Below are 26,823 nucleotides of genomic sequence, written 5' to 3'. Positions count from 1 at the left end.
ATCGACAAAACACACAGATGGGTGATACTGTAGCATGAGTCTCCGACGGTTCATACTGCATCGGGTTCTCTCGATCGTCCCGATACTGTTTGGCGTCTCAGTGATCACGTTCGGGCTGTTTCACCTCACGCCGGGCGATCCTATCAGTCAGATGGTCGCACTGAATCCGGACATCACGGCGGCCGAAGAGGCCCAGATTCGGTCACGGTACGGGTTGGATGGGCCGGTTTACCAGCAGTACATGACGTGGATAGGTAACGTCTTGACTGGCGACTTCGGAACAGTGATTCGAAACAACCGCGAGGTTTCGGCAGTCGTCATGACCCGACTCCCGGAGACGATCGCGCTCGGCCTGTTCGGCTGGGCGTTCGGTCTCATCATCGCCATCCCGACGGGGATCTATGCGGCGGTGAATAAAGATCAGCTGGGCGACACCGTGAGCCGTTTCATCGCGCTGTCGGGGATCTCGATCCCGAACTTCTGGTTGGGTCTGATGCTCATCCTGATCGGTGCGCTCTGGCTAGACATCTGGCCGGTGCTCGCACCCTCGCGGCTGCCGCTGTGGCACCCCGAGATGCTGAAATACCTCATTCTGCCCGGATTGACGATCGGTACCGCGTCGGCGGCGTCGATCATGCGCGTCATGCGCACCTCAATGGCAGAGGAGATGAACAAGGAGTACGTGACCGCCGCGCGAGCGAAGGGGCTACCCGAACGGCAGGTAGTGCTCAAACACGTCCTGCGGAATTCGTTGATCTCGGTCGTCACACTCGCGGCGACGCTCACGGCGAGCATCGTCGCCGGTTCGGTCGTCGTAGAAGTCGTGTTCAACTGGCCGGGACTGGGAAAAGAGTTCATCGACGCGATCAACGCCCGGGAGATCAATCTCATGATGGCGATCACCCTGTTCACGGGCGTGTTCATCATCCTGGCGAATCTGCTTGCAGACATCCTTTATGCGGTGTTGGATCCGCGGATTAGATACGAGTAACACATGTCTACAGAACGAGGTCGAATTCGGATCTCCGGGTTCGATGCGGACCACGTCGAATCGCGCGATCCGTTGTCGGACTGGACGGAAGACAGCGAGGTATCGACAGAGAGCCGATGGCATCGCGGCTGGAAACGGTTCAAGCGCAACCGTTCGGCGATGATTGGGGTCGCGGTCGTGGTGGTGTTGTCGGTCGCCGCTTTGTTCGCCCGGCCGATCACCGTGGCAGGGGTTCCGATCCAGCCGATCGCGCTGGCACCACACGAACCATCGACGATCTTGTATCTACAGGATCCTACGGTCGAGGTGTACGATCCGCCGACGTTGACTCATCCCATGGGGATCGATGGGTCAGGACGGGATCTGTTTTCGCGGATCCTGTACGGCGGTCGATACAGCATCTCGATCGGGTTCGTCGTCGTCGCGCTCACCGCGAGTTTCGGAAGCATCTACGGCGCTGTCTCGGGGTATTATGGTGGCTGGATCGACGAGATCATGATGCGGATCGTGGATACGATCTACGCGTTCCCGGGGCTGGTGTTGGCCCTGATCATCGTTACGATCCTCGGCGGGGGCTACTGGCAGCTCGTGCTTGCGTTCACCGTGTTCGGGTGGGCGAGCTACGGCCGTCTCGTCCGTGGGGAGGTGCTGTCGATCAAGGAAAACGAGTACGTGCTGGCAGCGAAAGCCCTTGGGGCGCGCGACCGCTGGGTGATTCTCAGACACATCATCCCGAACGCGGTCCCGCCGCTGCTCGTGGTGGCGTCGCTCAACATCGGCACCGTCGTGATCGGCGTCGCTGCGCTCGGCTTTCTCGGACTCGGCATGCCGCCCGGCACCGCCGAGTGGGGAACGATGTTGGACGCGACCCGCGAGACGCTCATCCAAGGCCCTGACGGACAGATCCCGTGGTGGGCAACGGTGTATCCGGGAATGGCGATTTTCCTGTTCGTGATGGCGATGAACATGATCGGTGACGGCATCAACGACGCGCTCGATGCCCAAGCAGCGACGATGGACGATCAGGGGGGTGCCTGATGGCGCTGCTCGAAGTCGAGGATCTGACCGTCGAGTTCTACACCCAAGAGGGCGTCGTCACCGCTGTCGACGGGTTGAGCTACTCCATCGAGCGCGGGGAGAAATTCGGCGTCGTCGGCGAAAGCGGCGCAGGAAAGAGCGTCACCGCTCTCTCGTTGATGCGGCTCATCGAGCGTCCGGGACGGATCACGAGCGGCGAGATCCGGTTCAAGGATCGAAACGTCCTCGAAATGACCGAAACGGAGGTTCGTTCGATCCGTGGCAGCGAGATCGCGATGGTGTTTCAGGACGCTCAGACCGCGCTCAATCCGGTGTACACCGTGGGTGAACAGATTTCCGAGGCGATCCGTTACCACCTCGGCTACGACGACCGGGAGGCAAAAGAGCGGACGATCGAGCTACTCGACACCGTGAACATTCCGGAAGCAAAAGCAAGATACTCCGATTATCCCCACGAGTTTTCCGGTGGAATGCAACAGCGGGCGGTGATCGCCATGGCGCTATCGTGCGATCCGGAGCTGCTCATCTGCGATGAGCCGACGACCGCGCTTGACGTGACCATCGAGGCCCAGATCTTGGCCGAGATCGAAGAGCTCGCCGAGGAGTTCGACACCGCGATCCAGTTGATCACCCACGACTTGGGCGTCATCGCGGAGCTGTGTGACCGGGTGATGGTGATGTACGCCGGCAAGCCCGTCGAAAAAGCGCCCGTCGAGGAGTTGTACTACGATCCGAAACACCCCTACACGGTCGGACTGATGAGTTCGATCCCGCGAGTGGGCGACGACCGCGATCGCCTCCAGACGATCCCGGGAACCATGCCGGATCTCGTGGAACTCCCGCCGGGGTGTAGCTTTCACCCGCGGTGTCCGTTCGCCGAAGAGAGCTGCTCGCGTACCGAGCCCTCGTTGATCGACGTCGAGACCGATGAGGGAGCGACGAGCCCCGACGATCACCTCGCGGCCTGTCTCGAATACACCGACGGTCTCACAGGAGGACTGGAATACGAAGTCGTCGTCGAACAGACGGACGCAGAGGAAAAACCCCATCAGACCGGAGATGGTCGGGATGACTAAGCAGTCTGACCCGATCCTGCGGGTCGAGGGACTGAAGAAGTACTACGACACGTCTAGTGGATTCATCGATAGCCTGCTCGGGCGCGGACAGACGGTGAAAGCGGTCGACGACGTCGATCTCGAACTGCACGAGGGAGAGACGCTCGGAATCGTCGGTGAAAGCGGCTGTGGGAAAACTACCCTTGGCCGATCGATCCTTCAGTTGATAGAGCCGACTGATGGAAACGTGTACTACCGCGGCGAGGAGCTGACGGACGTTTCGAACACGCAGCTCCGGCGTCTTAAAACGGATCTCCAGTACATCTTTCAGGATCCGTTTGCCAGCCTGAATCCTCGGCTTACCGTCGGCGATATCATCGGCGAACCGCTCGATGTCCATGGGATTGCAACGGGACAAGAGCGTACCGAACGGATCGGTGAACTGCTCGAAACTGTCGGGTTGAGCGCGAATTACACGCGACGCTATCCACACGAGTTCTCAGGTGGACAGCGTCAGCGTATCGGGATCGCTCGCGCGCTCGCGGTCGATCCGGAGATCATCGTGTGTGACGAGCCGGTGAGCGCGCTCGACGTGAGCGTGCAAGCCCAGATCCTCAACCTACTAGAGGATCTTCAAGACGAGTTCGGACTGTCGTACATCTTCATCGCTCACGATCTGAGCGTCGTCGAGCACATCTCCGATCGTGTCGCGGTGATGTATCTCGGAGAAATCGCAGAGGTCGGACCGACCCAAGCGGTGTTCTCCCCACCTCACCATCCCTACACGGAGGCTCTGTTGTCGGCGATTCCCGAACCCGATCCGCTGTGGGAAAGTGAACGGATTACCCTTTCTGGCACCGTTCCATCGCCGATCAATCCACCGTCGGGCTGTCGGTTCCACACCCGGTGTCCACGGATCATCCAATCCAAGGAGTACGATCTCACCCAGACAGAGTGGCGCTCGATCGTGGATCTCAAACTGCACGCGGGCAACACAGAAAGCGTCGAATCGCTCACAACCTCTGACGACGGAGCGGTAGACGTGGATCGCTCAGCGATTTCGAACGATCGACTTGACAGGCTGATCCGTGAGGAGTTCTCGCTGCCCCGTGAGCTGAGTGATCCGGAAGCAGAAACGATCCTCTCGGAGGCGATCGATCGTCTTCATGCGGGCGAAATCGCGGACGCAACCGATCGGCTCGGGGCGTTCGTCTCTCCGTGTGAACGCAGTACACCAGACCACTACCGAGCTGACGACACACACCGAATCGCCTGTCTGCTGTACGACAGTGGGTTTGACAATGCCGACTCGGACAGCGGGACCGACGCCATCGTCGAAAACTAATCACTCCGAACGTTTTAGCTGGCACGACGCTTGGCGAGGGTATGCGTCGGATCTACGAGTCCGAAGCTCTCCACCGGGACGACGAAGAGCAGTTTACTCCGAGTCAGCGACGTTCCCAGACGCCGTTTCAAGCGGTGCCGTCGGTGAACACGACTGCGTTAAGCCGACGGCTACTTCCCGGCTGGCTCCGCAACCAGGCCGTCTCGGTATCGGTGGCGACGCCAAGCGAGGAGTTCCCGCTAGGGGCGACGATACCGTTTCGGGTCACGATGGCCAACGCGCTGCCGGTTCCGGTCACCTTCCGAACACGCTCGCCGATCCTGTGGACGTGGAACGTCGACGGAGAGACCGAAGCAACGCGTGCGTCGATCCGGGACCCTCCCGACGAACCGGGAGCGTTTCGGTTCGGGCGTGGTGAGCGTAAGCGCTTCGAACGACGGTGGGAACAGCTGTTTCGCGTCACAGCGTCTAAATGGATACCTGCCGAACCAGGAACGTACACGATCGGAGCGGGACTCAACGTCGACAACGCCGTCGAAAAAGGATTGTACGACGAGACGACGGTTCGCGTCGTTGACTCCGGGTGATCAGTTGCTCGAATAGATATCCTCGATTCGTTCGTCGTAGCGCTGTCGGATATTTCGGCGTTTTTTCTTCAGAGAGGGCGTGAGCAAACCGTTCTGCGGAGTCCATCGTTCGGAAACGAGTTCGAACAGCTTGATCTGCTCTTCGGGTTGGAACCGACGGTTGACTGCATTTACTTCCTCGACGATCCACCGTTGGACCTGTTCATCGTGACACAGTTGCTCTCGACTATCGGGGAGTCGGATCTCCTCTCGGTCGGCCCATCGCCGGACTTCCTCGAAGTTCGGGACGATGAGTGCGCTGATGAATTTCTCGTCGTCGCCGATGACCATGATCTGTTCGACGCGGTCGCTGGTGGCAAAGGCGTTTTCGATCGGTTCGGGGGCGACGTTCTTTCCCGTCGAGAGAACGAGGAGCTGCTTGAGACGGTCGTGGAAAATGAGATACCCATCGTCGGTCTGCTCTACGATGTCGCCAGTGCGAAACCACTCGTTCTCGGTGAAGGCGGCTTCGGTGGCGTGGGGGTCCTGCCAGTAGCCGCTCGTGACGTTCGCGCCGCGAACGAGCAGCTCGCCGATCTCACTCGTAGAATGATGTTTTCGGCTCTCGTCGATCTGTGAGCCATCGAGAGACACCTCCACGCCGGGGAGTGGCGGTCCAAGCGTGCCCGGTCTGGGATCCTCGATCGGATTGACGCTCACGACAGGGGCGGCCTCCGTGAGGCCGTATCCTTCGTATATCGTTAGCCCCATCCCATCGAACAGTCGGGAAAGCTCCACCGAGAGGCTCCCACCACCGCTGATGAATCCGTCGACACCACCCCCCAACTCTTCGCGAACGTTGCTGTACACCAATCGATCGGCGAGCGCGTGTTTGAGCCGATGGAACACGCCGTGCTCCGAACGGCGTGAATGTTCTCTGGCGAGGTCGAGAGCCCACTCGAAGATGTGTTCTTTAAGTCGTGATCCTTGGGCTTGTTCCTGCATGGAATCGTAGATGCGCTCATACACCCGAGGAACGCTCGTTAGTCCGTCCGGACGGACCTTTCCGATATCCTCTGCTACCGTCTCCGGAGACTCGGCATAGGCGACAGTTGCCCCGGATGCAAACATAGTGAAATGCCCAACAGTCCGTTCGAACACGTGAGCGAGCGGGAGAAACGAGAGGGTAGTAATTTCCTTATCAATAACGAACATGTCCTCTGGCTTGTCGGGTCGCGGTCCACCTCGCTTTCGAATCCCGTTGACGTTGTCTCTGAGGTTCCGGTGAGTGAGCTTGACGCCCTTCGGTTGTCCCGTCGTTCCCGACGTGTAAATGATGGTTGCGAGATCGTCCGGTGAACGGGAGTCGAGCCACGTTTCAGGCTGCAACGACTGTGAGAGCTGTTCTCCACGGCGATATAGTTCTCCGAGCGTGAAGATATCCTCGCGGGACTCTGCCAATGAGAACTCGTCCATAACGACGATAAACCGGAGATCGAGATCGTCCTCGACCGCGAGAACGCGGCCTAACAGCGTCTCGTTTTCCACGAACAGACCGACCGAACTAGAATCGGAAAGAAGATACCGCACCTGCTCCGTCGATGACTCAGTATAGACGGTCGTCACGACCGCACCAGCGACCAATAACGCGAAATCGACCTGTGCCCACTCCATACGCGTATCAGCGAAAACGGCGATCCGGTCAGTCGGTTCGACTCCGAGATCACGTATTCCGGCCGCGAGAGTGTGGACGATCCGTTGCATCTCGCTGTAAGTGAGCGTTTCGTAGCGCCCAGCTGGCGGTTGCTCGATCACGTCTGCTGAAACGAGTGAGCGATCGTATATCCCGCCTTTGTACCGCTGAGCGGGCCGTTCGCGGTTGGATTTGACGCTCTCCTCGAACGACTGTCCGATCGTTGTCGGTTCGAGGACCGCATCATCGTACTCTCGTTCGGCGTCCCACCACTCGGCACTCGGTGCTGCTCGACTACTCATCCTTGATAACGTGTGTCTCACACAAGGTAACCGTTTATTCGATAAGGACATATTACTGTCGGATAGTTCGAGAACGACGCGTCAACCGTCAAGCAGACGCTCTGTTCCTCGGACCGAATCTATTATCACATCACCGTCAGGACGTTCCACCACCCAAAAGAGCTTGTATGCATCGGTCACACGAGTGATCTCGGTCTCGGGGACGTCAGCGAGTATTGAGGTTCGAAGCGTCCACTCGAACGTCTGATTACGAGCTTTCTCGTCTGCTTGTTGCGTGCTCAGTTCGTTCGGCAGAACGATCACGTCCGAGATGGTTTTGGTGTTGGTCTCAGGGAACAGATCGGCTCTCACCGAGAGTCGTCGAGAGCAGTCCACACTGACGACGTGATCGTCCGTGTGTGACGACATGAAGGGCCGATCGACCTCGGTTTCGGTCTCGTATACACGGTGTGGGTACGCGACCGCGATGACTCGGCCCGAGGATTCGGTCGTAACCATCTCTCGCGTGATCGCTGGCGGAAACACCGACAGCTCGGCGTGTTCGTGGTGTTCCCCGGTAATCACTGACTGCTCTGCGTCTACGGTCGTGTTCTCCGCTGCGACGGCAGCAACGTGGCTCCGGATATTGTCAGTCTCGGTTACTACCTTCGGTTCGGTGGGGGCATCGACAGCGACAGCGCCGCCATCAGTGGCGTACTCGGGCGTGCCATCCTCCGAAAGCACCGCGGACAACGGTTTGTCGAACGTTTCGAACCGTTCGTCGACACCGTCCGGTGGAGACGTAAGCAGCGAGACGATCACGAGTACGAGCGTCGATAGAACGAACGCCGGGAACAGTCCGTACACCGTAACGAGACCGTACCAGAATCCGGCCGACTCGGGTGGCATCAGTCCGATCGGCTGTAGAACAGTCGGGAGTTGTGTCCACAGGATCATCGTGACCGTTCCGACGATCATGCTGGCGATCGATCCTTCAGCTGTGACGCGTTTCCACCAGAGCGTGGCGATGATCGTCGGACCGATCGCCGCGCCTAGTCCACCCCACGCGTAGTCGAGTACGAGCGTGTAGATGGGGGTGTCTCTGGCAAGAGATGCAAACGCAACGGAAGCCATGCCCAAACCGAGAGTCACATACCTGGAGTACCGAACGAGTTGGGCCTGAGTCGCGTCTCGATCGAAAAATCCGTGGTAGACGTCCTCGACGACAGCGCTGGTGGCAACGAGTAACTGTGAATCCGCGCTCGACATCATCGCCGCCAGCGCAGCCGCGAGTACGATCCCAGCGAGCACGTCTGGCAGCAAATCGAGAGTCAACATTGGCATCACGGCATCACCGTTCTCGATGGTTCCACCACCGAACACGGCGAGCGCGTACAGGCCAACGAAAGCCGCACCGATGTACGCGACGAACATGAACAACTGTGCGACGAGTGCCGCCAGACGAATGTTTTTCACTCGATCGATCCCCATAAACCGCACCATGATGTGGGGATTGCCAGGCACCCCGAGTCCGATAGCGGCGTAGCTGATGATCCCGAACACGGCCGCCCATCCGGTCGCTCCGGCCGTGATGCTCGTGAGACTATCCCCGTTTTGGGCTAGCGCTTCGAACGGGAGACCGATGTCAACGAATGCGATGATTGGAAGCGCGATGAACGCCATGAGGATGATCGTACCTTGGAAGTAATCGGACCACGCAACGGCAAAATATCCACCGAGGAACGTGTAGCCGATAACGATAATTCCCCCGACGATGATGCCAACCAACGGCTCGATGCCCGTCAGGATCTGTAGCAACGTTCCTGCTGCGACGATCTGTGCACCGACGTAGCCTCCCTCAAACAGCATGAGCACTACTGCAGAAACACCTTTAACACGACCCGTATCGTCACCGAGTCGATGGGCAAAGAACGTCGGCAGCGTCACGGAACGAACCAACTCGGTGTACTTCCGGAGTCGCTTTGCGATCGCAGCCCACGAGAACAGATCCGCCGGAATCATCCCGAGTCCGTTCAAAAAAGCCATGATACCGGTTCCGTAGGCATCTGCGGGGACACCGAGCGTGAGCCAACCGCTCATCTCCGAAGCACGTTCGGAAAAGCCTGTCACCACAGGACCGATCTGGCGGCCTCCGATGACGTAGTCCCCAACGGAGTCCATAAACCGCGAGGTGTACAGCCCGATCGCCACGAGCACCAGAAGATACACGGCGAACGTTCCCAGTACCCAGATGCTTGCAGACCCGGCGATAGCGTCACTCGCCATGTCTCTCCTCCGTGTAGCGCTTTCGAAGCCGTCGCTCGCGTTTTCCTTCCCAGACGTAGTACACGATCAACATGCCGAAAAACACGATGTACGGTCCAACCAAGCCGATCCAGTCGATGACATTTATGGGAGCCATTACAAACACAACAACCCATACACACGTTTCTACCTTCCGGTTAATGTTTTAAAAACAATATTATCTGTTATATAGCCGTGGATCCGTGGCGTGAGTCTCGGGGTATCGTTCGTTTTTGACGGCGATCGATGGCGGTAGTGAACGATCAATGGAATCGATTCATCCACATCCGTGTTTCGACAGCCGGTAGTCTACACTAGTGAACGGAACTACTCAGTGCGCACGACAACCGTTCCACCGGCGCTGTCACCGATACGTTGACTTCGGTCCGTGAGAAGCATGAAAATGATTCCCAGCAGGTAGAAGGCCGGGAGTTGATCGATGATTCGGAGAACGTTCCTGAGTACTGCGGAGGAAAACGTACAAGGGGTACCGTTTTCTTTGACTACGACGAGACCGAGGAGTCGTTTTCCCAGTGTTTGGCCGTACTGTGCTTCAAGACCGATGAAGTAGAGCACCGGAATGAGTACGTAGAGGAGCACGAGTAGGATAATCGATTCGAGCAGGCCACCAATAAGGAGAGCACCGATCGATCCCAGGACGGCAGCTATGAGTATGTCTATGAAAGCCGCAACAATGCGGGCACCGATAACATTATCTTCAGTATTCATCGCCGGGGTTGCATGTGACATTCAGACGGGCATATTAGGACGAGATATAAGAAACTATCACATCTACATCTGGTAATTATCAATATGATATTACGTTGTGGTACGGTATGCGCTATTGGCCATGCGCTATCTCCATATAGACACAATATTTGTTTATATTAATATATACATGAATTAGAATGGTTTAAGAATCGGCCAGATATCGATCAGATGTGTGGATCCGACATCGACACTGACTGCATCCGACGGTTCACGGGACGCACAACAGGTACCAGACGAACAGGGGGCGAACACCGTAACCGAATCGGTGTACCGGGAGTACATTCTGGGTGTGCGCCTCATAGCGGAGCACGGAGACGAAGACGGCGTTCGATATCGATTCGAAGCACCGAACCATCGAGGTGTCGTCTTTCAGTCACCGGAGTTCGCAGAGCTGTACGTAGACGTTTACTTCGACGTCAACGGCTTCGAGGAGGAAGGAACGGGTGAACGAGGGGTTCCACCGGTGATCATACAGGCCGGACGAGACACATTAGCCACGTACCTTCTCACCCAGCCACACACGAACCTCAACTGGGTAGCGTCGTTCTATGGGAAAACGCCCTCGGAGATCGAGCGATACGTCACTGCGGTCCGAAAACGTGCTCAAGAGATTCGGGACAACGCGACAGAACGCGGGCTTACAGCGGAAGATCAGTGACAGCTGCGGATCAATGATTCGATGCGGAAGCGTCGGACCGGACCCTCTATATGAGACGCTTTTACCCAACACCTTCCTCCATAGTTCCGTTTCGATCGGTATATATTCCTTGGAAGTGCTCGTTTCCCGACCGTACACCCGTGTACCGATATTATAAATGTACAACAAATGGCATTGTCATCGTTCGGCTGCATGGTCGAGTTCACTCGACGGCAGCTGATGGCAACGTCTGTGGCGGCTGCGCTGGGGGCGAGCGTCTCCGGTGTCGGAACTGCTGCAGCCAGCGATACGAACACCCAACGAGCTCCGTCCGTCCGGGGGGAGCTCAAGCGGTTTTCCTCGACGGCACTCGGTGCTGAAGTCACGGGTCCGTTCGTGTTCGAGAATGGAACGCTCCTGTACAGTCTTCAACATCCAAGCGGCGACAATCCCGAACCGTACAACAGCTCGGGGATCGGATATTTCGCCGGGTACCGGTTCTCGATGGACGGAACCAATGACGATTTTACCGAACTTTCGACGCCCAACACGAACGAGCAGCAGGGAATGATCCGTGGCGCAGGCGGAGAGTACGAATTCCTGGCACACGGAGGCGAGACGATTTCCGACACAGAACGGCTCGGTGTGGCTCAAACACCTGATGGGACGAACATCACGCGAGAGAATTTCTCCGGAACGATGTATGGGGATCCGGCTGCAAACCCCGACTGCAACCAGTTCATCCCGATGAACGGAAACGGTACTACCGGTTATCTCTTCACGAACTGGGAGAACAGTCCCGGTAACATCTCACGGATTCCGATCAGTCAGGACGAAAACGGGGGATGGAACGCCGACCTCGACCGGGCCATCAACCTCGCCAACACGAAACCGTTCCGTGAGATCGGTGGTACACGGATCAACTGTTACGGCGATCGCACCCCGTGGAACACGATGATCTCCGCAGAGGAAAACTACGCCCATCCCCGTGTTTCTGGAACCGCAACTGTCGGAGATATCGCAGCGAACGGAACCGGTAAAGGGTATATCGGTGCATGTCAGTTTTGGAATCGGCCTGCACCCTCCGAGATCCAATCTGCGATCGAGGAATACTACGACGATACGTGGACAGTACAGGGGTGGTGGGCGATGTCAGGTGTCGAATTTCTGGCGTACTACCTCGGCGCACAACCGACCGAGTCCACCACTCCAATCGAGGGTCCCTATCCGAATCCGTACCGCTATGGCTACTTCGTCGACATCCGAGAGCCGACAGCCGATCCCCCACAGCCGGTCAAATACTACGTAATGGGTCGAGTTTCGTGGGAAGCGCCCGACATCCAGAACGATCTGCGAACAGTGTACGGCTGCTCGGACGGCGACAACAAGGGGATTTACAAGTTTGTGGCTGATCGACCGATCCCCAGCTATCAGGATCCGATGGACATCGCAGGCACCTTGTACGCTCCGACGGTGACCAACGGGGCGGCCGCAAAACACGAATCCCCAGCTGACGTTTCCTTAGAGATCGAGTGGCTGGAGTTGGGACACGCCACAAACAGGGAGGTTGAAGCCTGGATCGCTGAGTACGATGAGATCACCCAAATCGACTACCTCGCTACCCACACCGACGAGTGGACAGCTGGAGATTCAGTCACCGACGCGGTACTCGAAGAAGCCGATCGAGAAGTGGTAGAAAACGGCAATCAAAACTACATTACCAACGAGGAGATCGTCGAGTGGGCAGAACAGTACGAAGACGGAGACGTGGATGAAAAGCTCCGGAAAGTGCCGTTTTTGGAGACGCGTGCGGCTGCCAAGGAGATCGGAGCGACGATCGAATTCAACAAAGCCGAAGGTGTCGACAGCCATGTCGATGCACGACCTGGCGACCCCGTTTATTTCGCCATTTCTGCGCTCAGCGATGGAATGTCCGAGGAAGGCGATCTCCAACTCGAACGGGTCGATGGCGGCGTCGTCTACCGGGCCACTCTCCAGCACGATTACGACGTATCGACGCTCGAACCCGTCATCGTCGGACCGGACGCGAGCGATCCAGCCGACATTGCCGATGATGCATTGATTAACGTCGATAACGTTTATGTGATGGACGACGGACGAGTCCTCTGCTGTGAGGATGCGGATCAATTGGGGCGTTCGTACAGCAACGACTGCCTGTACGTCTACCAACCCGAAGATACAGATCGTGGACACGGCGACAACGACGGCAGGAAAAACGACGATCCCAGCAACGAGCCGTGGGACGAAAACACGGCAGGCTGTCGCTAGGAGTAGGACTCAGTGGCCAGTCTTTTCGACGTGGTACCAGTCTCCGACACCGCTGATCGCGTATTCGGTGATCGCTTTCGTCGCCACGAGACCGTACAGAGGGAAAATGATCGGCGTTAAGATCCATTCCCAGCCGAGTCGGTCGACACGCCCTTGGAGGTAATCGACACACCGAACGAGAGCGGTGATCGTGATCACTGCGAGGAACGGTCCCAACGAGATCATCGTGTCACCGAACAGAACGACAACCACAAATTTCGCTGTGAGTGAGAGAAGCAAGAGGTTACCGAAAACCGAACCAATACAGATTCCTATACTCAACACACTCCGGAGATCACGCGGCGGGAACCATTCTCGAAGGAGCATATGGCACACTTGCGCGTATCCGCTCATCCATCGCTTGCGCTGTCCCCACCAATCGTCTACCGTGTGAGCTGCTTCGATCGTCGAAGCGTAGTACAGTTGTTCGTGAACGTCAAACCCGTGTTTGTAACACCGATACGCGAAGTCGTAGTCTTCTGTGAGCATCGTTGGATCGTACCCACCTACCGTTTCGAAGGTGTCTCGGTGCATAACGACGGCCCGACTGGCCGCTAAGCGGAATCCTACGAATATCGAGAGCAACCGGCTCGTGATGTAACTCAGCAGAATAGATTCGTAGTAAGCGATCGCCTCGATAAGACCACTCGCGCGGGGGACGGTGCGTCCTTGTACGACATCGCACTCGGAGAGTTCAGTTAGTGCACTTTCTAAAAAGCGAGGATGGACCGACTCGTCTGCGTCGAAAACGGAGATGTACGGAGACGACGTCTGTTCGACAGCGTAGTTGATAGCTCCAGCTTTCGACCCAGGATAGCGCGTATTGATGAGGCACTTGACGGCCTCGTGATCGGACGCAAGGGTCGTGGCCCGATCGATACTCGGTTGATCGTCCGATTCACAGACGACACAAACGGTGACCGGCACCGTCGATTCGAGGAGACTCGTGACACTCAAATCAAGCACGTCAGCGTCCTTATAGACGGGAACGATGGCTGTCATCGATCTCTCATCCATCTCGGACGCTTCAGTCGAGTCGTTACGGTGGATGAGAAGCTGTACAAAGAACACCACGGCGGACAACGACACCATCCCAGTAAACGAGACTGCCGCGATACCAGCCTGTAACGTTACCACGATAAAACTGATGACGATCAAATCGAGATGGATGGTTATAATCGATAACCCTCGAACCAGTTCGAAGGTAAAGATTACGCTCGAAAGACTGAGAAAACAGAGGCGACCGAACCAGCGACGGAGATACACTCGGATAAACCGCTGATCAATATTCATATTAACAACCACCAATTATAAATAAAGATCATATTTCTTCCATAGTGTCAGGTTGTTCGACAACGGGGCTATTGGGAGGGACAGGGCGGACTCAACACTCCACCGAACCATCCGACGTGGCCGGATTATGCTGTAGCCTGCGTCGGAAGATCGAAGAAAGTCACCATTCATGTTACCATCACCAAGGAATACATTCGATGTAATTGAAGGAAACACAACCCACCCTCACAAATGCTTCGATATAGATACGTATCCACCATCAATCACGTTCAGATCCGCTACGGAAGCTCCCGTTTGAGTTATTTTAGTTTCTCAAGTTGGCTATCGCGGAGGACAGACTTCAAGACGATGTCCGTATCCTGAACGAGTCGATGTTCGAGATAGCTGCCCTGTCCCCGTCCGCCGCCTGTTCGAGTCGATTCGATAACACCGAGAAACGCCTGCTCTTTGAGGAGTTCGTAGACGCGGTGCTCGCTGAGTGTTTTCGTACCCAGAGTGTTGGCGATCTCCGTGTAGTGGTCGTAGATGTGGCTCGTCGAAAACTCGTCATCCGTGTTGTTCTCGGTAAGGAGCGCTAGCGCGTACAGGATGAATTTCACTTGCGTCGTCGATCCCCGGAGCAGCTCTTCGAAACGGTCGATCTCCGCCCACTCCTGAGCGTCCCGTACGTGTTCTTCACGGATCCTATCGGCGTTCTGTCGCTCAGCGAGTTCTCCGGCGTGGCGCAAAATTTCGATCGCCTTCCGGGCGTCACCGTGTTCTTGAGCTGCGAATGCAGCGGTGAGCGGAATGACATCGTCGGTGATAACGCTGTCGTGAAAAGCATCACGTCGGTGGTTCATGATTTCCCGAAGCTGATTTGCGTCGTAGGGCTGGAACACGAATTCCTCCTCGCGAAGACTGCTTTTGACGCGTTCGTTCAGCTCGTTGTGGTATTCGATCTTGTTACTGATCGCAATGATCCCGAGATGGCAATCGGCTTTGCCGGATTCACGGGCACGGGAAAGTTGCATCAGCACGTCATCGTTTTCGAGACGGTCGACCTCATCAAGGATGATCACAACCGCGTTGTATCGTTGATCGAGGATATCCCACAGATAATCATAGTACTCTCCGCTTCCGATACCGGATCGAGGAATGTCGAAGCCAGTTATGTCCGGAGAGTTCACAGTACGGGTGATCGAGCGAGCGACACGGGTTTGAGTGTTATGTTGAGCACAATCGACGTACACCATCCCGACAGACGCTCCCTGAGCCTCCGCAGCACGCTTCGCTCGTTCAGTGACATGGCGTGCGACCAAGGATTTCCCGGTTCCGGTCTTCCCATAGATCATGACGTTGTTCGGGGGTTGATCTTGAACGATGGGCCGAAGCTCCGCGGCGACAGCTTCGATCTCGTCGTCCCGACCTACGATACGAGCGCTCTCTGGAACGTGGCCGACCTTGAGAAGCTCCTTCCGGTTGAAAATATGGGTGTGGGAAGGATTGTCGTCAAAATTGAACAGAGGATCTTTGGACGGATCTTCAAACCGGTCGTCGAAATCGGATAGTCGAGGAGGCTCGTCGACCATGTATATCCAATGCAGTGGAGGGAGTTTACTTAGGTTTATCCCTCCTCAGAAAGAGTGTATCTCTCCGGTTCACGCTGATGTGACAGCGGCGTACGAACCGTATCATATCCATGACTGATGGACCAGAAACAGAATGTATCGCGTCTCTCTGTGATTGCATATCATGACAACTCGTAACGAGACGGGGGCACCCCTGATCAAGAGTGTATTGGCGGTTCACCTCGTTTCCCCACCCACCCACCCCTGATCAAGAGTGTATCCGTTCACGAAGGGAGGTGTCCAAGCGAGACGAGGGTTATTTTTCCGGAAAAGGTCGAAAAACCCGATTAGAGGTGATAGAATAGCGGAAATAAAAATCTGCTTGGTGGTATCGTTTCGATAGGAACGAGAACGGTCTCTTCGTTCTCTTCTTTCACGATACACTTAATGGACTATTCTCGCGTATTAGTTATAAAGATTTTGCTTTTCTGCTGCCATGTGGATGCTAGATAGCGTACTAGACATATGAAACGTACTAGACACATACTATAAACTACTATAGACATATACTAACTAGATATAGCTAACTAGACGTAGCTAACTAGATGTACTAACTAGATGTACTAACTAGATGTAGCTTACAGCTTAACCAGCTACTACTAGAGAATTAGCTAGGTACAGCTAGAGACACTAGATGAAATCCTAGGCTAGACAGTGATAATACTAGGAGAATAAGAAAACGCCAGTAGCACATTAAAGTACTGTCGCAGCTCCAAAATTAAACGCTAGAACTAGTGGGATAGCTTAGCGGGACAGCTGCCGCTCGTGGAGGTATAGAACACCGACTCCTTTCGAGCTTACACTCTTGACGAGGGGTGGGGGACTCGATAACCGACGAAGGTTGCCGAGATGATCGTTCAGTCCGGTCCCCCTTCGTAAATGGATACACTCTTGATCAGGGGTGGGTGGGTGAAAGAAGTTGGATAACAAATAGGTTGAATCCCCGGTTCTCTTCGTCCATAACGCGCTTACACTCTTGACGAGGGGCGAGGGGGTCAAAGAACGAGGCGGTTAACGATACACTCTTGATCAGGGGTGAGGGTCCTTCCCCCTCCTAACCGTCTCTCGGTTATTCTGAACTGAGACCGGCATAAAGTGCAACGAGGAATATAATCCACCTTAATCTCCCCGTGTATATTTTACTACTAATAGGAACTGTTTTACTTTCGGATGCCAAACGAGAGACACATGTACGATGAGGACGACCTCGACACCATTCGTGAGGCTCACGACACGTGGGAAGAGGACACCCTCGATCCTGTGATCGATTCTTACGGTGAGCGGCGCGATCGATTCGCGACCGTCTCGAATCACGAGATTAACCGACTGTACACGCCAATGGACATAGCTGACCTCGACTACGAAGCGGATCTCGGTATGCCTGGTGAACCCCCATACACGCGTGGTCCATATCCGACGATGTATCGGGGTCGGACGTGGACGATGCGTCAGTTTGCCGGGTTCGGAACAGCCGAGGAGACCAATGAGCGCTTTCACTATCTCATCGAAGAAGGGCAAACTGGCCTTTCGACCGCTTTCGATATGCCCTCCTTGATGGGGATCGACTCCGATCACCCCATGAGCGAGGGAGAAGTTGGAAAAGAGGGCGTCGCCGTCGATACGCTCGCAGACATGGAAGTGTTGTTCGACGGCATCGATATCGAGGAGGTATCTACTTCTTTCACCATCAATCCGAGTGCCGCAGTGATCTATGCGATGTACGTCGCGCTTGCCGATCAGCAGGACGTCCCTCGCAACCAGATCAACGGCACCCTTCAAAACGACATGCTCAAGGAGTTCATCGCCCAGAAAGAGTGGGTGATTCCCCCCGAACCGTCGTTGGATGTGGTGACCGACACCATCGAGTTCGCGGTCAAGCAAACGCCGAAGTTCCACCCGGTATCGATCTCGGGATATCACATCCGAGAAGCTGGCTCGACGGCCGCTCAAGAAGCCGCTTTCACCCTTGCCGATGGTTTCGCCTACGTTGAGGACTGTCTAAAACGAGGACTAGATGTAGATGAATTCGCGCCGCTCCTTTCGTTTTTCTTTAATTCACACAACTCCCTCTTCGAGGAAGTGGCGAAGTTCCGTGCTAGTCGGCGCGTCTATGCTCGGATCATGGACGAGTGGTACGGTGCACAAACTGATGAAGCGAAGCGGTTGAAGTTCCATACCCAGACGGCAGGACAGTCGTTGACCGCCCAACAGCCGATGAACAACATCGCCCGAGTAACGATACAAGCGCTTGCGGGTGTCCTCGGAGGAACTCAGTCGCTACACACCAATTCCTTCGACGAGGCGCTTGCACTACCCTCCGAGAAAGCCGTCCGAGTCGCGTTACGGACCCAACAGATCATCGCCGAGGAGTCGGGCGTGGCCGACATCGTTGATCCGCTCGGAGGTAGCTTCGCCGTTGAGGCTCTTACTGACGAAATGGAAACCGAAATCATAGAGTACATCGAGGAGATCAAAGCGAAGGGAGATGGTTCCGTGCGCAACGGTGTCCTTTACGGAATCGACGACGGCTATTTCCATCGAGAGATTCAGGATTCCTCCTATGAGTATCAACAGCGCGTCGACGCAGGTGAAGAAACGGTCGTTGGTGTCAACGAGTACGAGATTGAGGAAGACACGTCCGTCGATATTCTCACCGTGGATGAGGGTGCCGAACAAGCGCAGCTCGAACGACTTCAACGAGTCAAGCGCGAACGAGACGACCAAGCGGTTGCAACCGCCCTCACATCCCTGTCTGACGCCATCGAATCGGATGAAAACGTGATGCCGTACATCATCGACGCCGTGAAAACTTACGCCACGATGGGCGAGATCATGGGTGTCTTCGAGGATCAGTATGGCTCCTATCAGGAAACCCCCGTGACGGTGTGAACGGCTTCAGTCTCGATCACTCGCGGCGTGAAATCGTTTCGAGAGTGCCACGTATTGATCCCTGTTCGTGTTCGAATCTCTCCACCGAATCGATCTTGGAGTATGAGAGCAGTAACGCCGCATTGTCCCCGCGAAGGATTGTCTTCGGTCCATAACGAACTCGATTCCGGAGACCATGCTTCCCGTAACCATCGATGGACTGTCCTTCGTCAAACTCCGTATCACGCGAAACAGCCGTATCATCACCCCCTTCTCTAAGGAAAAAAGTTAGTGAAACTAAATAATTGGTTAGTGGAACACACTGTGGATCAAGCACTGTTGACTTGCCCTTGAGGCTGTCGACTGTAATATCCTGTTTTATGCAAGCATAATCATAATACATTGGCAGATATTATCACACAATGTGAACGGCCAACGTAATCCAACTAGCGTCGATCGATCGATTTGTAAACAGCAGCCAGCAGCGTTTTTAGGGGTAGAGCAATGATTCTTTCCCCTGCTTCTGTTGTCTCAGGGGTCGGCCCTGTTATTCAGGGAGGATTTGCGTCTCTCGCAGTCGTGTTTATCGTCCTCGCACTCGCTGCGTACATCGTCGGTGCGCGCGGTATCGCAGGGGTCACAATGAGAATCGCATACATACTTATTGTCATTTTCATCATATTGGCGATCATCTCGTTTTTCCTTTAGCGACCACCTTTCACCCCCGATCGAGCAAACTCTCGACACTCGCATATATTGATGAGTTAGCCGAGGCTGGGCAGTACGAGATGCTCACCGCAACTGTCGAGAAACCAGTGGCCTATGAGATCAATGGCGGCGATATCGATCATCTCTCGGGAAAGAGGTCGAGACTCTCGCAGAATTTTATATCGATCTCTATCGGACGCGGAATCAACATTACTATCGTAGCGATAATAGAACGAGATTTACTGTTTTCGAACTCGTCAGCAATAGCTTGGATCGTAAGATCGTCGTAACCGTGTGCTCAGTGCCTGGCACGTTGCTCCATGATCTCTCGCTCCATCGGCTCGAGGCGAGATTGGTTCTTTTCCCCATCCATCGTGTTTCTCTCCGGAACTGCAACAGATTGATACCCAAAATCCGACGACGTGTAGAAAGTTATGGCATTTGCTTATGGGCAAACAGTAATTAATTATTCGTATCGAGTCTAGGGCTGTCGGCGACGGCAATCGGTATGTAGCAGTCAACGGTGCAGTGAACAGCAGCATTTGCAGCCGAGAGCCATATGTTCGTGCCAGACGATAGACATCGTGTGATGTCAAGGATCACAGAATCCGACGAAGGGAAATCCGTCGTTCGTGGCGATACGACTGTTGGTATCGTGGCCACTGTCGAACATGGAACGGCGTACGTCGAACCTGATCCCGGTCTCACAGATAAAGTGATGTCCCAGTTAGGATGGAAGGATATCGACGAAGAAACGTTTCCGCTCCAAGAACAAGAAATCGTTGACGTAACAGACGATGAGATTAAACTCCAGACTTCACCATAGTTATCTAGGAAACATTTGACACCGGCGTTTCTAAGGAAACGAGAAAACGAACTTCGATCAAACGTTCCCGGAATGCTCCTGTCGAGTTTATTGACAATTAACGCATCTTTTTCGTGGTCGGATCAATTAGGGATGTTAGTATTTTTCTTCATAAATAGGCGCGCACAAGCGAGTTCATTAATGTTTATGAATATAGATATCATTTAGATATATATTTCAAGAATACATATAGTATGATATTCAATTCACAGCATAACCGGGGAAATGGAGTTACATGATATGAAACGCATTTTCGATGGATTAATATTTCTGTAAGGGAATCCGTGCATTGTATGGGGATGTGAGTGTGTTCGAACTCCTCCGGGCATGAACCGTCTCAGGATCAGATATCATTTGTTGTATTCATGCAGTCCAAAATTGAACGATACAAAATCGGTCGGGATGTAGTAGGAATAGTTGGCACGTCGCTCCGGTGTGTGGTCGGAGGCAGCTCTCCAATACTGAATACGTCATTTGGAACGATGGCGTATGAATCGATTGAGGCTGTCGTCCCGAATGGACTCTCTAGCTTGAGTCCGTTTCGTCTGGATGTCGCCCTACGTAGGACGCTGATCCGGATGGGTGGTTTTCCGTCAGTCCCACATGTATCGAGGCTTGAGACCGATCGGTCCCCAGTTTGATCATGAGTCTTCCGACCTGCTGTGATGATATTCGCGTCGACGTGTCTCGAAAACCACCAGCCCTTGAACTGATCGATGATATCCAAGGGGTGTCCACCACGCTGTTGACGAGTCACATTCCGAACCCGACACAGTGTACGACAGATATGTTCCTTTTTCCAGTGGAGGTAGCATATGAGCTGACACCACTCGTTCTCTGGACGGGTAAGCTCCACCCAGTTGCAGTACGTAATTCTAATAAGTCTATCGTCGCAGAAATAAAAGGGGATGAATCGGATTCCCTTCCGTCGGGACAGTACACTATCGATATCATGTCGATAGAAATGAAGGTGTATCTGGTCGTTGATGGTCCGGTAACGATTCGTTCGGAATCGGATCGGGGGCGGATCATCGATTGCTCGGATGCCAACACCGTCCGGTTCGGATTGCGATCCTTTCACGAATTACCGGCTGCGACGGTGACGACGACGGATCGACCCTATGATGTGATGCGCGCGTTTTCGTGTCTTGGTTCGGCACTCAAAACCACTTCCTGTGAACGGTCGTTTCCGACGTTGCGCGGCCATCCACCGTTGTTCGAGCGCGGTGAGCGTTTTCAAGCGCCTGCAAATCTCGAGCGGACTGAGGAGACGGCAAGTGTTCGTATCGAAGTTCCACCGTCGCTCGAAGCCATCTATCCGATCGCGCCGCTCGCCTACTATCTGAACGCCATCGTTCGTCCCGGTGACACTCCTCGAATCGTTACTGCTGATACCACCCATCCGCTCGATCGGGGTGATGGACTCGAAGCTGGTGCAGCACGACTTCTCAAACGAGTCTTCACGCTCGATTGTATCACTCGAACGGAGGGATTCTATCCGTTTCCACTCAAAGAGCGTGCAACCTTAGAAGAGCGCCTACTTGATGCCGGACTCGAGATTGATTTCGCTACCCTCTATGAGCAGCCGCTGGTCGAACGGCTGGACGAGTACGTCTCGATCCCGTTCGATCTTTTTGATGATCTTGTGCCCCGCTGGCCACTCACTGCTGATGTTCGTCCGTTAGGGAAACACATACCGTTTTTACCGTTCGTTGTCCAGAGTCTCGGAACGATACGGTGTCTACCCCTGAGCTGTCAACGATGGACAGGTTCTATCTCTCCTGTGATCGAGGAGTTCTGTCGGCAGACACCTAACGACGAGTGTTCTATACAGGACAACGATGACGAATCGACAGTCAGAGGAGACCGTTCTCGGTCGTCGGAAGACGCGGACTTCCCGACGAACATTTATACGCCTCCGGAAACCGACAGCATCACCCAGCTTTGGCTCGCCGATGGCTATCCGTTGCAGGGAGCAAAACCAACGATTGACTCGCTCAAACGTCGATTCGATACGTCCTCTATCGACGAATACGAAGTGGCTGTCGTCAGTAACGACACGGAGATGCGTGCCGAGTCGAACGTAACTGAACTGTACGGACAGAGAGAACAGATCACGTTTGATGTGACGATGTACGAAGATCTGTCACGTTCGGAACTCCGGGATGTGTTTACGAAGAGTTACGATCTCGTTCATTACGTCGGTCACGTCGACGCAGAGGGCCTTCAGTGTACTGATGGGTGGCTGGACGCTCACACGCTTGAGACGGTCGAAACACGGATGTTCGTCCTCAACGGCTGTCGGTCCTATTTTCAGGGTCGATCTCTAGTCGATGCCGGAGCGAACGGAGGAATGTGTACGCTCTCGAACATCGCTAATACGGCAGCTACTCGTATCGGGCGCACGGTGGCTCGGCTCCTCAACGTAGGCTTTACCCTGGGTGGCGCACTCGGACTTATCAACGAGGAATCTCTCGCTGGACAGCAGTATATGATCGTCGGTGATCCGAGCACAGCTGTTGTTTGGAATCCACAGGACGCCCCCCGGCTTGTAGAACTCACTCCAACGTCGGATGAGGATGCCTTCGTCGCGGATCTCCAAACCTATGCAGCGAATCAATCACTGATCGGATCGCTTTATCTCCCATCAGTCGTGGACAGTGATATGTACTATATCGGCAGTAGTAATATAACAGAGTTCACCGTTTCCGAAGAGACAGCAGTGGAATTTCTACAGGAAGATCGGTTCCCTGCTCGTATCGATGGATCGTTAGTGTGGAGCGATGTAACGAAATTGTAGACGCTGTTTTCTCTTAATAATATCCAACGGATACGATAGGACAGAGTAGTTCACTTGATGTACGCCCGGAACACTCCTCGGGTAGCTACGGCCCAGCAGGGTGCCAGTCGGCAGCGACCATACCGACCTGTGAGAGGACTAAAAGTCCAGTCAGAAGACCGCTGATCAGTTTTGGATGCTTTGCCACACGCGTCGCGATTCTACCATCGGACATTACACCGATATATTATAAGTATACAACAAAATAACTAACTAAATTTTTCATCAAATATGAATGGGTAAAAAATATATTCATTTGCATGAAAACCAGTTTAGATCAGATGTTCGCGTTCGATGGCTTCGGGCGTCTTGAGATCAAGGGCTCACGACTTGGCGTACAAGAATGTTACTCACATACTTCCGCCCAAAAATAATGCGGTAGGAGTTCTGCGTTTTTGCTTAGCAGTCCTCTTCGTCTCTCCTCTCGTCGTTTGAATCGTCTTCTCGGATCAACTCATGCGTGATCTCCGAATCCGGTGACGTCTCTTCTTCCGAGCTGCTTGTTTGTGTGTCGGTTTGCGTATCAGTAGTCGATTGGGTTTGCGTGTCAGTGGTCGGTTGGGTTTGCGTGTCAGTGGTCGGTTGGGTTTGCGTGTCAGTGGTCGGTTGGGTTTGCGTATCAGTAGTCGATTGGGTTTGCGTGTCAGTGGTCGGTTGGGTTTGCGTGTCAGTAGTCGATTGGGTTTGCGTGTCAGTAGTCGATTGGGTTGGCGTATCAGTGGTTGATTCAGTTGGCGTATCAGTGGTCGGTTCGTCTGTTTCTGAGGATTCGAAGTTTACATTGAATGAGTAGTCAGTGTATCCATCTCCCTCGATTTCGATGTAATGCATTCCGGGTTCAGTGATCTCAGCTGTCAGCTGCCCACCTCGTTCTAACGTAGTGTAATTGATAAGATGGTGGGTATCCATCCGATGAAGGCTAGCGAAAAGCTTCGATTCGTTTCCATTTGATTTAGAGACGTTGACAGTTAACTTTCCCGGCTGCTCAATATCTATCTTGTAGTGATCGGTACCCTGAATGTCCTCTATCTCATCGTTGACGGAACTCCCTGGTTCGACGAGCTCCCCTTCGATGTGTGACTTGGTGCCGATGTTTTCTTGTCCGACGACTTGGTGTGGAACGGTCCACACGGTCGCAACTACCAGTCCAGCCACCACGACAAGCGCAGCGGCGGATGGCATATCTAACTGATGCGAGGACATCAAATCACGAATACAATCCGAACAACTTAATAATAACTTTTTACAAACGGACGGATCATTACCTAGTATGCTGCAATCCACATAACAGTAACATTTTATTACGGGAATGTGACAGTGACATTCTGTTCTAGTCACGACAGGAGTGGCTGGGGTGTTCCTGAGTTGTAGATCTTAGTTCCAAATCCGTTCGAAAGCTCTGTCCGTGTGTGTCCTACGTTCCGTTCAGTAACGATCTTCAATTCCTGAACTGTTCTGCTACTATCGGGAGTGGAACACCGGTGATACCGTGTGTCACTGTTTGTCCGGGGTCGTATCGTCCTCGTTATCCCGTGTTGCCCGCATCGTACACACCGTTTCGATCGCTTCGTCGAGGTTTGCAAGGACGGTTTCATCAGTATCGAGCACGCAGGTGGCGAGATCGATCTCGACGCGTTGTTGGTGGCTGTACAGCCGATCCAGTTCGTGTCCCAACTCTTTCCACTCGTCGTACAGCGTGTCGAACGAGGACAGTCCGTCTGTATCGACGTGCTCATCCCAGATTTCACGGATAAGACGGGGATCTTCTGCGGACCGCTCATCGATCATCAGTAACAGGAGGTGAAGCTCCGTCTCCATCCGCTTCTGCCGGATTTGCTCCTGCTGATCGATGTACTGTTCACGCTCCTCAAGCAGTGATTCGATTCGTTGTGCAGGTGGGCGATACTCATTGCCCATTGATTGGTCTCAAGAGAGTGTTTGTAGGCCACACACGAATTACCATCGATTACCCCCGCCCATCTCCGCTAGGTGATCCAATCTCTATCGCCCCGATCGCTGTTCGCTCTTCAGTAAGACGTATGATCTCTTGAAATTTACAACTGTCATTTCCCACGCAGTTTTTTGCCTATATGGGGATAGAGACAGTTAATGACACGGGAAGCATCGGCACAGCGCTATCACGATCGGACGAGGCAGACACCGGAATCTTTTCGAACCAGCGATTTTCAGCTTGATTTAGAGAACAAGCCTCATCCGTACAAGATCTACGAGAAACTCCGATCGGTGTCTCTGTCGTCGACGATTCGGCCGCCACAGATTCCGACACTGCGGGCGATCACCGGTAATGGACAGCCATCTTCGATGCTGTCCTCTCCTGACCGAGAGACGATCACTCAACTGTGTTATTTCGCCACAGGCATCACGAAAACGATCCAACGAGGCGGACATTCGATTCCGTTTCGTGCAGCGGCGTGTACCGGCGCGCTCTATCACGTAGAACTGTACGTGATCTGTGGTCCTCTTCCTGGTCTCGATGCCGGTGTGTATCATTTCGATCCGCGCACGCTCTCGCTCGATCTACTCCGAACTGGAGATTTTCGCGGCGTGTGTGGACCGACAGCCCCGTTCGTGATGGTTCCGACCACGGTATGGTGGCGAAACGCGTGGAAATACCGCGCGCGAACGTATCGGCACGCGTTCTGGGATTCGGGAACTATCCTTGCCAATCTGCTCGCCGTTGCTCACGCGCTCGAACTGCCGGCGCACGTAGAGACCGGTTTCGTCGACGAACAGATCGCCGAACTGCTCGGAATCGATATCGACGACGAGGCTCCGATCGCCCTCGTCCCCATCGGAGCCCCAAAAGACGCCCAAGCGGTGACCAAACCTCCAGCACTCGAACCGATCGATCCGGAGACGCGCTCGGACCTTCCTGTCGAATACGAGCTGATTCGGGAAGCGTACACCGCCTCGATGCTTCCGGATACGGCTGCTGTCCGGACATGGCGAACGAATAGCACTTCCCTGTCCAACGGAGATGCGGTCTCACCGGGTACACGACATCAGATCGATCTTACGCCCGTCGGGGACGAACGTGCGGTGAAAACGCCGTTACACTGGACGATCCGACGGCGGGGATCCTGCCGGGAGTACGTCCGTGATTCCCTTTCGTTTTCCAAGATATCGACGATTCTCGACCGTTCGATTCGAGATGTTCCGTTAGATGTCGGCGACTCCGGACCACTCCGATTCAGTGATCCGTATTTGATCATCAACGACGTACAAACCGTTCAAAACGGAGCCTATCAGTACCATCCCGAGACTGGCTCGCTCGAACGCCTTCGAGCAGGAACGTTTCGCAGCGAGGCTGCTCACCTAGCCTTAGATCAGCAACTCGCAGCTGACGCCGCCCTTTGTCTGTTTTTCCTCGCCGACCTCGATGCTGTTACTGGATGTCTAGGTGACCGCGGTTACCGAGTTGCCCAACTCGAAGCGGCGATCACTGCCGGACGGCTCTACCTTGGGACGTACGCCCACCGGGACCTCGGGGGAACCGGTCTCACGTTTTACGACGACGAGATCACCGCCTTCTTCAGCCCACGAGCTAAAGGTCAAACGCCGATGTTCCTTTGGACGCTCGGTCGACCTGCTTGAGAACTACCTAACTCAC

General features: G+C 54.4%; 20 protein-coding genes and 3 pseudogenes. 12 read left to right on the top strand and 11 right to left on the bottom strand.

The features are described 5' to 3' along the window. Positions 1-34 precede the first annotated feature (34 nt). Genes MW046_RS13140 through MW046_RS13120 form a run of 5 tightly spaced genes read left to right on the top strand, consistent with a single transcriptional unit; the run spans position 35 to position 5,016 of the window. On the top strand, positions 35-991 hold the full coding sequence (locus MW046_RS13140; protein ID WP_247995042.1) for an ABC transporter permease: 957 nt from the start codon (positions 35-37) through the stop codon (positions 989-991). 3 nt (positions 992-994) lie between these two features. Next, the gene (locus tag MW046_RS13135; protein WP_247995041.1) at positions 995-2,029 is read left to right on the top strand and encodes an ABC transporter permease; all 1,035 of its coding nucleotides are present in this window, start codon (positions 995-997) and stop codon (positions 2,027-2,029) included. Next, positions 2,029-3,105 (top strand): ABC transporter ATP-binding protein, encoded by a 1,077-nt coding sequence (locus MW046_RS13130; RefSeq protein ID WP_247995040.1) that lies wholly within the window; start codon positions 2,029-2,031, stop codon positions 3,103-3,105. The genes MW046_RS13135 and MW046_RS13130 overlap by 1 nt, the downstream gene beginning before the upstream one ends. Then, positions 3,098-4,429 (top strand): ABC transporter ATP-binding protein, encoded by a 1,332-nt coding sequence (locus MW046_RS13125; RefSeq protein WP_247995039.1) that lies wholly within the window; start codon positions 3,098-3,100, stop codon positions 4,427-4,429. Before MW046_RS13130 ends, MW046_RS13125 begins: the two co-directional genes overlap by 8 nt. A gap of 41 nt (positions 4,430-4,470) precedes the next feature. Then, on the top strand, positions 4,471-5,016 hold the full coding sequence (locus tag MW046_RS13120) for a DUF7974 family protein (RefSeq protein ID WP_247995038.1): 546 nt from the start codon (positions 4,471-4,473) through the stop codon (positions 5,014-5,016). Here the strand turns inward: MW046_RS13120 and MW046_RS13115 are convergent, their stop codons facing one another. The 4 genes and pseudogenes from MW046_RS13115 to MW046_RS13100 all read right to left on the bottom strand — a co-directional run bounded on the left by MW046_RS13115 (position 5,017) and on the right by MW046_RS13100 (position 10,002). Next, complete coding sequence (locus MW046_RS13115) at positions 5,017-6,990, bottom strand: AMP-dependent synthetase/ligase (protein ID WP_247995037.1); 1,974 nt, start codon at positions 6,988-6,990, stop codon at positions 5,017-5,019. Positions 6,991-7,593: 603 nt separating this feature from the next. After that, a pseudogene (locus MW046_RS13110) lies at positions 7,594-9,255 on the bottom strand (sodium/proline symporter); the annotation flags it as partial. Beyond that, positions 9,245-9,391, bottom strand: a complete 147-nt coding sequence (locus tag MW046_RS13105; RefSeq protein WP_247995036.1) for a hypothetical protein — start codon at positions 9,389-9,391, stop codon at positions 9,245-9,247. The pseudogene MW046_RS13110 and the gene MW046_RS13105, both read right to left, overlap by 11 nt. Before the next feature lie 209 nt (positions 9,392-9,600). Next, entirely contained in the window at positions 9,601-10,002 is a 402-nt protein-coding gene (locus MW046_RS13100; RefSeq protein ID WP_247995035.1) for an RDD family protein, read from the bottom strand. Between the two features lie 214 nt (positions 10,003-10,216). On the opposite strand from MW046_RS13100, the gene MW046_RS13095 reads away from it, so the two are divergent. Both MW046_RS13095 and MW046_RS13090 read left to right on the top strand, forming a co-directional pair. Next, the gene (locus MW046_RS13095) at positions 10,217-10,702 is read left to right on the top strand and encodes a hypothetical protein (RefSeq protein ID WP_438268199.1); all 486 of its coding nucleotides are present in this window, start codon (positions 10,217-10,219) and stop codon (positions 10,700-10,702) included. 192 nt (positions 10,703-10,894) lie between these two features. Further along, complete coding sequence (locus MW046_RS13090) at positions 10,895-12,970, top strand: alkaline phosphatase PhoX (RefSeq protein ID WP_247995219.1); 2,076 nt, start codon at positions 10,895-10,897, stop codon at positions 12,968-12,970. A gap of 9 nt (positions 12,971-12,979) precedes the next feature. Here MW046_RS13090 and MW046_RS13085 read toward each other — a convergent pair whose 3' ends face one another. Then, positions 12,980-14,302 carry a glycosyltransferase family 2 protein gene (locus MW046_RS13085; RefSeq protein ID WP_247995034.1) on the bottom strand — a complete coding sequence of 441 codons (1,323 nt, stop codon included), beginning with the start codon at positions 14,300-14,302 and terminating at the stop codon, positions 12,980-12,982. 299 nt (positions 14,303-14,601) lie between these two features. Continuing rightward, entirely contained in the window at positions 14,602-15,873 is a 1,272-nt protein-coding gene (locus tag MW046_RS13080) for an orc1/cdc6 family replication initiation protein (protein WP_247995033.1), read from the bottom strand. Positions 15,874-17,100: 1,227 nt separating this feature from the next. Between MW046_RS13080 and MW046_RS13075 the strand changes: the two genes are divergently transcribed. After that, on the top strand, positions 17,101-18,801 hold the full coding sequence (locus tag MW046_RS13075; protein ID WP_247995032.1) for a methylmalonyl-CoA mutase family protein: 1,701 nt from the start codon (positions 17,101-17,103) through the stop codon (positions 18,799-18,801). Here the strand turns inward: MW046_RS13075 and MW046_RS19740 are convergent. Beyond that, positions 18,777-18,944 (bottom strand): annotated as a pseudogene (locus MW046_RS19740) (YunG family protein); the annotation flags it as partial. The gene MW046_RS13075 and the pseudogene MW046_RS19740 overlap by 25 nt on opposite strands. Before the next feature lie 340 nt (positions 18,945-19,284). Between MW046_RS19740 and MW046_RS13070 the strand changes: the two are divergent. Then, complete coding sequence (locus tag MW046_RS13070) at positions 19,285-19,488, top strand: DUF1328 family protein (protein ID WP_247995031.1); 204 nt, start codon at positions 19,285-19,287, stop codon at positions 19,486-19,488. Between the two features lie 212 nt (positions 19,489-19,700). Here the strand turns inward: MW046_RS13070 and MW046_RS19735 are convergent. After that, positions 19,701-19,825 (bottom strand): annotated as a pseudogene (locus MW046_RS19735) (TetR family transcriptional regulator); the annotation flags it as partial. A gap of 252 nt (positions 19,826-20,077) precedes the next feature. Here MW046_RS19735 and MW046_RS13060 point away from each other — a divergent pair. Next, complete coding sequence (locus MW046_RS13060; RefSeq protein WP_247995030.1) at positions 20,078-20,314, top strand: DUF8593 domain-containing protein; 237 nt, start codon at positions 20,078-20,080, stop codon at positions 20,312-20,314. Between the two features lie 682 nt (positions 20,315-20,996). Continuing rightward, positions 20,997-23,153 (top strand): CHAT domain-containing protein, encoded by a 2,157-nt coding sequence (locus MW046_RS13055; RefSeq protein WP_247995029.1) that lies wholly within the window; start codon positions 20,997-20,999, stop codon positions 23,151-23,153. A gap of 85 nt (positions 23,154-23,238) precedes the next feature. Here the strand turns inward: MW046_RS13055 and MW046_RS19730 are convergent, their stop codons facing one another. From MW046_RS19730 to MW046_RS13045, 3 genes are all read right to left on the bottom strand, one after another. After that, positions 23,239-23,367, bottom strand: a complete 129-nt coding sequence (locus MW046_RS19730) for a DUF7503 family protein (protein ID WP_438268198.1) — start codon at positions 23,365-23,367, stop codon at positions 23,239-23,241. A 224-nt stretch (positions 23,368-23,591) separates the two neighbouring features. Continuing rightward, positions 23,592-24,374 carry a hypothetical protein gene (locus MW046_RS13050; protein ID WP_247995028.1) on the bottom strand — a complete coding sequence of 261 codons (783 nt, stop codon included), beginning with the start codon at positions 24,372-24,374 and terminating at the stop codon, positions 23,592-23,594. 312 nt (positions 24,375-24,686) lie between these two features. Further along, positions 24,687-25,109 carry a hypothetical protein gene (locus MW046_RS13045; RefSeq protein WP_247995027.1) on the bottom strand — a complete coding sequence of 141 codons (423 nt, stop codon included), beginning with the start codon at positions 25,107-25,109 and terminating at the stop codon, positions 24,687-24,689. 192 nt (positions 25,110-25,301) lie between these two features. Here MW046_RS13045 and MW046_RS13040 point away from each other — a divergent pair, with 192 nt between their 5' ends. Continuing rightward, complete coding sequence (locus MW046_RS13040) at positions 25,302-26,807, top strand: SagB/ThcOx family dehydrogenase (RefSeq protein WP_247995026.1); 1,506 nt, start codon at positions 25,302-25,304, stop codon at positions 26,805-26,807. Positions 26,808-26,823: the final 16 nt, after the last annotated feature.

It is taken from the genome of Halocatena salina, from assembly GCF_023115355.1.
GTDB lineage: Archaea > Halobacteriota > Halobacteria > Halobacteriales > Haloarculaceae > Halocatena > Halocatena salina.
This window is presented reverse-complemented; position numbering and strand designations above follow the sequence as displayed.

What these genes read in the sequence shown, in the direction of transcription:
- MW046_RS13140 (WP_247995042.1), top strand. Translation starts at nt 35, where the DNA reads ATGAGTCTCCGACGGTTCATACTGCATCGGGTTCTCTCGATCGTCCCG.
- MW046_RS13135 (WP_247995041.1), top strand. Translation starts at nt 995, where the DNA reads ATGTCTACAGAACGAGGTCGAATTCGGATCTCCGGGTTCGATGCGGAC.
- MW046_RS13130 (WP_247995040.1), top strand. Translation starts at nt 2,029, where the DNA reads ATGGCGCTGCTCGAAGTCGAGGATCTGACCGTCGAGTTCTACACCCAA.
- MW046_RS13125 (WP_247995039.1), top strand. Translation starts at nt 3,098, where the DNA reads ATGACTAAGCAGTCTGACCCGATCCTGCGGGTCGAGGGACTGAAGAAG.
- MW046_RS13120 (WP_247995038.1), top strand. Translation starts at nt 4,471, where the DNA reads ATGCGTCGGATCTACGAGTCCGAAGCTCTCCACCGGGACGACGAAGAG.
- MW046_RS13115 (WP_247995037.1), bottom strand. Translation starts at nt 6,990, where the DNA reads ATGAGTAGTCGAGCAGCACCGAGTGCCGAGTGGTGGGACGCCGAACGA.
- MW046_RS13105 (WP_247995036.1), bottom strand. Translation starts at nt 9,391, where the DNA reads ATGGCTCCCATAAATGTCATCGACTGGATCGGCTTGGTTGGACCGTAC.
- MW046_RS13100 (WP_247995035.1), bottom strand. Translation starts at nt 10,002, where the DNA reads ATGAATACTGAAGATAATGTTATCGGTGCCCGCATTGTTGCGGCTTTC.
- MW046_RS13090 (WP_247995219.1), top strand. Translation starts at nt 10,895, where the DNA reads ATGGTCGAGTTCACTCGACGGCAGCTGATGGCAACGTCTGTGGCGGCT.
- MW046_RS13085 (WP_247995034.1), bottom strand. Translation starts at nt 14,302, where the DNA reads ATGAATATTGATCAGCGGTTTATCCGAGTGTATCTCCGTCGCTGGTTC.
- MW046_RS13080 (WP_247995033.1), bottom strand. Translation starts at nt 15,873, where the DNA reads ATGGTCGACGAGCCTCCTCGACTATCCGATTTCGACGACCGGTTTGAA.
- MW046_RS13075 (WP_247995032.1), top strand. Translation starts at nt 17,101, where the DNA reads ATGTACGATGAGGACGACCTCGACACCATTCGTGAGGCTCACGACACG.
- MW046_RS13070 (WP_247995031.1), top strand. Translation starts at nt 19,285, where the DNA reads ATGATTCTTTCCCCTGCTTCTGTTGTCTCAGGGGTCGGCCCTGTTATT.
- MW046_RS13060 (WP_247995030.1), top strand. Translation starts at nt 20,078, where the DNA reads ATGTCAAGGATCACAGAATCCGACGAAGGGAAATCCGTCGTTCGTGGC.
- MW046_RS13055 (WP_247995029.1), top strand. Translation starts at nt 20,997, where the DNA reads ATGAGTCTTCCGACCTGCTGTGATGATATTCGCGTCGACGTGTCTCGA.
- MW046_RS19730 (WP_438268198.1), bottom strand. Translation starts at nt 23,367, where the DNA reads ATGTCCGATGGTAGAATCGCGACGCGTGTGGCAAAGCATCCAAAACTG.
- MW046_RS13050 (WP_247995028.1), bottom strand. Translation starts at nt 24,374, where the DNA reads ATGCCATCCGCCGCTGCGCTTGTCGTGGTGGCTGGACTGGTAGTTGCG.
- MW046_RS13045 (WP_247995027.1), bottom strand. Translation starts at nt 25,109, where the DNA reads ATGGGCAATGAGTATCGCCCACCTGCACAACGAATCGAATCACTGCTT.
- MW046_RS13040 (WP_247995026.1), top strand. Translation starts at nt 25,302, where the DNA reads ATGACACGGGAAGCATCGGCACAGCGCTATCACGATCGGACGAGGCAG.